The 1,963-nt window shown below is 46.8% G+C and carries 2 protein-coding genes and 1 pseudogene; 2 read left to right on the top strand and 1 reads right to left on the bottom strand.

The features are described 5' to 3' along the window. Positions 1 to 501: pseudogene (locus WBV75_RS10755) on the top strand (biotin-dependent carboxyltransferase family protein); the annotation flags it as partial. A 3-nt stretch (positions 502 to 504) separates the two neighbouring features. On the opposite strand, the gene WBV75_RS10750 reads toward WBV75_RS10755, so the two are convergent. Next, positions 505 to 1,230 (bottom strand): nitroreductase family protein, encoded by a 726-nt coding sequence (locus WBV75_RS10750; RefSeq protein ID WP_424120608.1) that lies wholly within the window; start codon positions 1,228 to 1,230, stop codon positions 505 to 507. Between the two features lie 289 nt (positions 1,231 to 1,519). Between WBV75_RS10750 and WBV75_RS10745 the strand changes: the two genes are divergently transcribed. Then, positions 1,520 to 1,963 (top strand): dihydroxy-acid dehydratase (locus tag WBV75_RS10745; RefSeq protein ID WP_424120609.1); only part of this gene is annotated, 444 nt, incomplete at its 3' end.

The raw sequence follows: 1,963 nt of genomic DNA, 5'->3' as shown, positions 1-1,963 counted from the left end.
GTTAAGGGGGGCTTCCAATCCGATCTCAAACTGGGATCCCGTTCACAATTCTATCCGATAACCCCGGGGAATACCCTTAAAAAGGGCGCAGAAGTACCTTATAATCCCAATACCGATTTTGATCCTAAATTGCTTAAAATAAAATCTCATCACCTTTCGAAAAAAATTAATATTTTAGTTAGTCCAGGGCCTGAATATGAGTTATTTGAAAAAGATTATATAAACCAATTATTTGCTAATAGGTATCAGGTTTCAAAAAATCACAATCGAATGGCCTGCCAGCTCGAGCCGAGCCTTCCGGCCCACCAGATCCGTATCATTACATCCGCAACCTTGCCGGGGACTGTGCAAATTACACCTTCCGGGCGTCTCATTATCCTTTTAAGGGATGGGCAGACCACAGGAGGATATCCCAGAATCCTGCAACTCGATGCAAAGTCTCAGGATCGAATCGGGCAGATGCAATTCGGGGATGTAATTGGTTTTGAAAAACTAGGGTAACTCTTAAATCTGGCGGTAAACCTGTTCAAAAGGGACTCGGAAACGAGGGCCATAGACGCCTTTTTCATTTCGGACTCCGCACCCGATAACCATATTGATTTCTGCCCCTATGGGGAGTTTTAGCATCCTTTTTACCCTTAGCGAATCAAAACCTTCCATCGGGCAGGTATCATAGCCGATGGCTGCCATAGAAACCATAAAATTCTCCGCCGCCAGGGCAGCGCTTTTGTGGGTAACGATCCTCAGGTCGGATTTCCGGACCTGCCTGTATATCGGCCTGAACAGCCCGACCACCCAGAAGAAAATATAACGGATACCCCCAAAGATCCCCAGAAACTCAGTATAGAGTGTGGGAATAAGTTTGCTGTAATAATTCAGTGCCATTTTACGACGACGTTGCCACTTTTCATTTGTATTGCCCTCGAACTGGGTGTTCAGAAACCCGAGGTTTGCCCTGGCCCGCTTTCTCCATAAATCCCTTCGGGCCACTACGACCACAATTTGTTGGGCCGTTTTGGCGGCATTCTGATCAAAACAGTTCCTGGATAGTGCCCCTAGGGTCTGCCGATCGGTGATATGGATAAACTCCCAGAGTTGCAGATTACTGCTGGTGGGCGCAAGGGCACCATGGCGAATACATTCCCTCACCTTCAAAGGATCGAGGGGAGTAGTTTCAAATACGCGGACCGCCCTTCTGTAGGCAATAGCTTCACTAACCGTTTTTTCCATAGGCCGATTTTGATTCGATCCGCAAGATACGCAAAACGGCTATCCGGGCGCCTGGGTAGCGCAATACGCCTCAAAATGCCCTACTCGTGTCGTATTCCCAAATAGCTCCGGAACTCAGGGGAAAGTTGAATATGGTATTTTATTTGATATAACCATCACAATAACAATACATTAGGGTTCTATAAGATGAAATGAGCCTCTAAACCTCCCGATTATCGGGAAATAGGCGTTTTTCAAACTTATATCTTTGAAAAAAACGCTAATAATACAGGCTTTCTGCAGCGAATATATGCTCAACAAATTCAGTAAAAAAGTTACCCAGGATCCGACGCAACCCGCTTCACAGGCCATGCTCTATGCCCTGGGATTATCCGAAGCAGATCTTAAGAAACCTTTGGTGGGGATCGCCAGTACCGGATATGAAGGGAACCCCTGTAATATGCATCTCAATGACCTTGCCCTTCATGTGAAGAGGGGCACGGCCCATGGAAATTTAGTCGGTCTGGTCTTTAATACCATTGGGGTCAGTGATGGCATTTCCATGGGAACCTACGGTATGCGGTATTCGCTCCCGTCCCGAGACATTATTGCAGACTCTATGGAAACTGTGGTTCAGGCCATGAACTACGATGGCCTGGTTACCGTGGTTGGCTGTGATAAGAATATGCCCGGGGCGCTTATGGCTATGATCAGGCTCAACCGACCCTCTGTTATGGTTTACGGGGGTACAATT

This window comes from Robiginitalea sp. (genome assembly GCF_049588695.1).
Classification (GTDB): domain Bacteria; phylum Bacteroidota; class Bacteroidia; order Flavobacteriales; family Flavobacteriaceae; genus Robiginitalea.
This window is presented reverse-complemented; position numbering and strand designations above follow the sequence as displayed.